1 protein-coding gene is annotated in these 5,582 nt (G+C 64.3%); it reads left to right on the plus strand.

Translation table 11 applies throughout. The features are described from left to right. The coding region (locus tag ACFX4O_RS24280; protein WP_380211858.1) for a filamentous hemagglutinin N-terminal domain-containing protein at window positions 1-5,582 on the plus strand (5,582 nt) is incomplete at both ends.

A 5,582-nucleotide genomic window follows, 5' to 3' on the forward strand; every position in this document is an offset into this window, starting at 1 on the left:
CAGACCCAGCTTGGCGGGCTTATCCAGAACAACCCGAACCTGAAGGCCGGGCAGGAAGCGAAGGGCATTATCAACGAAGTGACCGGCGGCAGCCGCTCACAGCTGCAGGGCTACACCGAAGTGGCGGGGAAAGCCGCCAATGTGATGGTCGCCAACCCGTATGGCATCACCTGTAACGGCTGCGGTTTTATCAACACGCCGAATGCGACGCTGACCACCGGTAAACCGCAGTTTGACACGGCGGGCAACCTCTCGGCACTCGAGGTGACCAGAGGCACCATTACCGTCGAAGGCCAGGGGCTGAATGCCAGCGGCAGCGACGCGCTGTCACTGATTTCCCGTGCCACCGAAGTCAACGCCGCCATCCATGCGAAGGATTTAACGGTCACCACCGGGGCGAACCGGGTGGATGCGAACGGGAAGGCGACCGCTATCACCGGCGAGGGCGCGGCACCTGTGGTGGCGGTGGATACCGGCGCACTCGGCGGCATGTATGCCAACCGTATTCACCTGGTTTCCACGGAAAAAGGCGTGGGGGTGAACCTCGGCAACCTGGCGGCGCGCCAGGGCGACATCACGCTTGATGCGAACGGGAAAATGACCGTCCGGGAGAGTGTCGCCAGCGGGTCGCTGGCGGCTAAAGGCGACGGCGTGACGCTCACCGGCAGCCATAAAGCGGGTGGCGATATCGCGGTTAACAGCTCGCAGGACGTGGCGCTGAACAACGCCACGCTGGCGGCGGACGGCAAACTGACGCTCAGCGGCAACGGCAATACCACGCTGGCGAGCAGTTCGCTCACCAGCGGCGGCGACATGGCGCTTGCCGGGAAAAACATAACCACGGACACCGCCAGCCAGGCGAATGCCGCAGGGAACATCGCCCTGACGGCGCAGAACCTTACCCAGAAAGGGAAACTGGTTTCCGGCAGCGATACCCGCATTACCGCCGGACAACTGGATAACCAGGGCACCATCGCTGCGAAAAATCAGCTCACCGTCTCGGCGTCCACGCTGAACAACAGCGGAACACTGCAGGGCCAGACGCTGGGCGTGACCGGCGATGCGCTGCACAACAGCGGCACGTTGCTCTCCGACGGCGATACCCGACTTACAGCCACACAACTGGATAACCAGGGGACGGTAGCGGCAAAAGGTCAGCTTACGGCCACCACCAGCACGCTGAATAACGGCGGCACACTGCAGGGGCAGACGCTTGCTGCCTCCGGCGATGGGGTACAGAACAACGGCACCCTGGCTGCAGACGATTCCCTGAACGTGAAGGCCGGTGCGCTGACCACCGGCACCGGCTCCACTATTACCGCGAAAGGTGATGTGACGCTGACCTCGCAGACCGCGGCTGATATCGGCGGGCAGGTGAATGCCGGTAAGGCCCTGAGCGTGAAAGCGGCTGACCTGCAGACCCGTCAGCAGGCACAGCTGCAGAGCGGCAGTGACCTGACCCTGACGGCCGCTGACAGCGCCACGCTGAACGGCACTCAGGCGGCGAAAGGCACGCTCAGCGTAACGGCGAAATCCGTCAGTCACGGCGGGAAGTCGAATGCGTCAGCCATCACCCTGACCGCCCCCGATGTGCTGAACAACAGCGGTACGCTGGTCGCCGATACACTCAGCCTCGGCAGTCAGCATGTCACCAACAGCGGGCTGTTGCAGGGCACCCACGCGCTTGATGTGCAGACGGACTGGCTGGAAAACCTCACCGGCGGCACGCTGTACTCCGCAAAAGACCTGACGCTTGCCATCCCGCAACTGAACAACAGCGGGTTAATCACCACCGACGGTGACCTGCATCTGCACGGCAACAGCCTGACCAGCAGTGGCGAAATGAACGGTGTGAACCTGTTCAGTGACTACGCCGGCCTGGAGAACAGCGGACGGCTGCTGGCGGATAACACGCTCAGCCTGACGGCGGATGACATCAGCAACCGTGGCGTGCTGGCGGCAAAAACCACCGGCATCACCGCGAACACGCTCAGTAATACAGGCAGCGTGCAGGGCGACGACGCGCTGACGCTTAACGCACAGAACACCACCAACGGCGGGTCGCTGGCGACGGCGGGTACGCTGAACCTCAGCGGGCAGACCCTCGATAACCAGGGCAACCTGAGTGCCACCGCGTTGCTGCTGACGCTGGCGCAACAGGTGAATAACGCGGCGAACGGGCGCATTGTCGCGGACGACGTCGCCACGCTGGATGCCCCGCAACTGAGCAACAGCGGCCTGATTGCCGCGAAAAACCTGACGCTGAACAGCGCGGACATCACCAGCAGCGGCACGCTGCAGGGCACGGCGCTGCTGACCGCTTCCGGCACCACGCTGACTAACCAGCAGGGCGGTCTGCTGCTCAGTAACGGCGCGGTGTCGCTGAAATATGACCGGCTGAACAACGCCGGGCAGATACAGGGCGACACGCTGAACCTCGCGACCGGGCAGTGGATGAACACCGGTACGGCACTCGGGCAGAACGGCCTGACCGCCACGGTCAGCGGCACGCTGGATAACCAGGGCCAGGTGGTCAGCCGGCAGGGGATGACGCTCACGGCTGATAACAGCACGAACAGCGGCACGCTGATGGCGAAGGTGCTTGCGCTGCACGGCGATTTGCACAGCAGCGGTCTGATTCAGGGCACTGACACGCTGACGTGGGACGGCAACACACTTACCACTACCGCGGACGGGCAGCTTGTCAGCGGCGGCAGTCTGGCACTGCAGGGCAACACACTGGACAACGCTGGCCGGATGCAGGGGAAAACCCTGACCGCAACGACGGATGGCCTGCACAACAGCGGCACGGTGCAGGCGCAGGACGCGCTGAACGCACAGGTTACCGGCACACTCGCTAACCAGGGGCAGATGCTGAGCCAGGGCCAGGCGGATATCCGCGCGGCACAGCTGAACAACGACGGCACGCTGGCGGCAAACGACCTCGCCGTGACCGCACCGGACATCATCAGCAACGGCATTCTGCAGGGCAATCGCAGCCTGAGCTTCGCCACGCAGAGCCTGTTTAATGGCCGTAATGGTCAGCTGGCAAGCGGCGGTGCACTTGATGTAAACCTTGATACGCTGGAAAACCAGGGGCTGCTGTATGTGCAGGATACCCTGACGCTTCATGCCGGTAAGCTGGTGAACAGCGGCAGTCTGGAAGCGGACGCACTGGATATCACTTCTGACAGCACACTGAGCAACAGCGGCACGCTGCTGGCACACCATGCGGCTTTGCTTCGCGCGGATGCGCTCGGCAACAGCGGACAGATTGCCGGGAACACCGTTTCCCTGACCGGCAACACGCTGACTAACAGCGGCCTGATTCAGGGCGCGCAGCAGGCACAGACGCACGCAGGCAGCATCATCAACACCGCCTCCGGTAACTGGCTTTCCGGTGGTGCGCTGACGTTTGACGGCGGCAGCCTGAGTAACGCCGGCACGCTGCAGGGCGAGACGGTTTCCCTCACCGGCACCACGCTCGACAACAGCAACCTCATCAACGGGCTGCACGGCCTGAGCGGTGTCTACAGCGGTGCACTCACCAGCGACGGGCAGATGGTCAGCGGCGGCGTAACAGACCTGCGGGCCGACGCCATCACCAGCGCCGGACGCCTCACCGGCGACACGCTGGCACTTACTGCCGCCACACTCACCAGCAACGGGCTGTTGCAGGGGACGAACGGCCTGCGTGCGGATGCCGCCACGCTGGTCACCGGGGCGAACTCGCGTACGCTGAGCGGCGGCGATTTCACGCTGAACGCCGGGCAACTGAACACCGGGGGCACCCTGCAGGGCGGACGGGTCAGTGTGACGGCAGATGACTGGACGCTCGGCGGTTCGCTGCTGAGCCAGGGCAGCCTGAACGCGGATGTGGCGGGCACGCTGGCACTGCCGGGCGCGCTTACCAGCCAGGGCGCGATGACGCTTCGCGCGCAGACGCTGAACAACGACGGACAACTGCTCAGCGCCGGGGACATCACCCTGCGCGGGCAACAGCTCACCAACAACGGCAGCGTGCAGGGCAAAACGCTGTCGGCACATGAAAGCCGTATCACTAACAACGGCACGCTGACCGGGCTCAACAGTCTGACGCTGGATAACAGCCCGGCAGCGGCGACGCGGATGGCGCGGATGGCGATGGCCACCCCGCAACTTGAACTGATTAACGCCGGTTCACTGCTGACGCAGGGCTCACTGGATATCACCGCCGGAAGCGTGAACAACACCGGCACCTGGCAGGGGAATAACATCCTGCTGGCGGCACAGTCGCTGGACAACCGCGGTGCCATACAGAGCGCCGGGGCGCTGAATCTTCAGCTTACCGGGAACCTGACGTCCGCGACAGGCAGCAAAATCACCGCCATGGGCACGGCGGCACTGCAGGCACTGTCGCTGACGAACAACGGCCAGTGGGCGGCGAAAAACCTGACCCTCAATGCCGGTTCGCTGAGCAACGGCGGTGCCATCAGCGGCAGCGACGGGCTGACCGCGACGCTCTCCGGCGCGTTCACCCAGCAGGCGGGCGGGCAGCTTGCCGGCAACGGGGCGCTGAACCTGACGGCACAGCGTGTCGATAACGCCGGTACCCTCCAGGGCGGCAGCGTGACGGTCAGCGCAGACACACTGACCAACAATGCCGGTGCGCAGCTGGTCAGCGGGCAGGGGCTGACACTCATCACGCCGCAGTTGCTCAACTACGGGCTGATTCAGGGCGCGGGTGACACCCGGATTACTGCCGCCACGCAGGCGCGCAACGAAGGGAAACTGCTCTCCGGCGGGACGCTGACGCTGACCGCGCCGCAGTACACCGGCGCAGGCTGGCTGCAGGCGACGGACCTGATGCTGAATGCGGCGAACAATGCCGCGACCGGTACGCTGCTGGCTGACCGGATGACACTCACCGGCGACACCTTCACGAACCAGGGCACCACCCAGGCGAATGACCTGACACTGAATTACCGTCAGTTCACCAACAACGGCACGCTGCTGGGCAGCCGCCAGCTGACGGTGAACGCCGCGCAGGTGAACCAGTCCGCCGCCGGCAGGCTCTTCAGCGGCGGTGACCTGTTTGTGGGGGCGACCGGGCTTGATGCACTGGGGCAAATCGTGGCGCTGGGCAACCTGACGCTGCAACTGGCTGATGCGTTTACCGGTAAAACTGCGCTGGCGGCGGGGAAAACCCTGAGTATCACCAGTAACGGTGCGATAGATAACCAGAGCGTGATGCAGGGCCAGGCGGTGAACCTGAGTGCGGGCGGGCAACTGACCAACAATGGGCAAATCACCACCGGCAGCGGCGCGAGTACGCTAAGCGGCAACGCCATTGTGCTGAACGGCAACAGTTCGCTGCAGGGCGGCGGCGATGTGACGCTGGCGAGCCGCGGCAACATCACGGCGAACGGTTTTGCCGGAACGCTCGGCAGCCTGACGCTCAGCGCACCGGGCAGTATCGTGAACACTGCGCTGCTGTACGCGGCGAATAACCTGGCGCTGTACGCCGGCAGCATCACCAACCAGCGCGGCGATATGCTGGCGGGCAACAATCTCAGGCTGCAGCGCGACGCGGCGGGCAATGC

This window comes from Kosakonia sp. YIM B13571 (assembly GCF_042788095.1).
GTDB classification, from domain to species: Bacteria; Pseudomonadota; Gammaproteobacteria; order Enterobacterales; family Enterobacteriaceae; genus Kosakonia; species Kosakonia quasisacchari.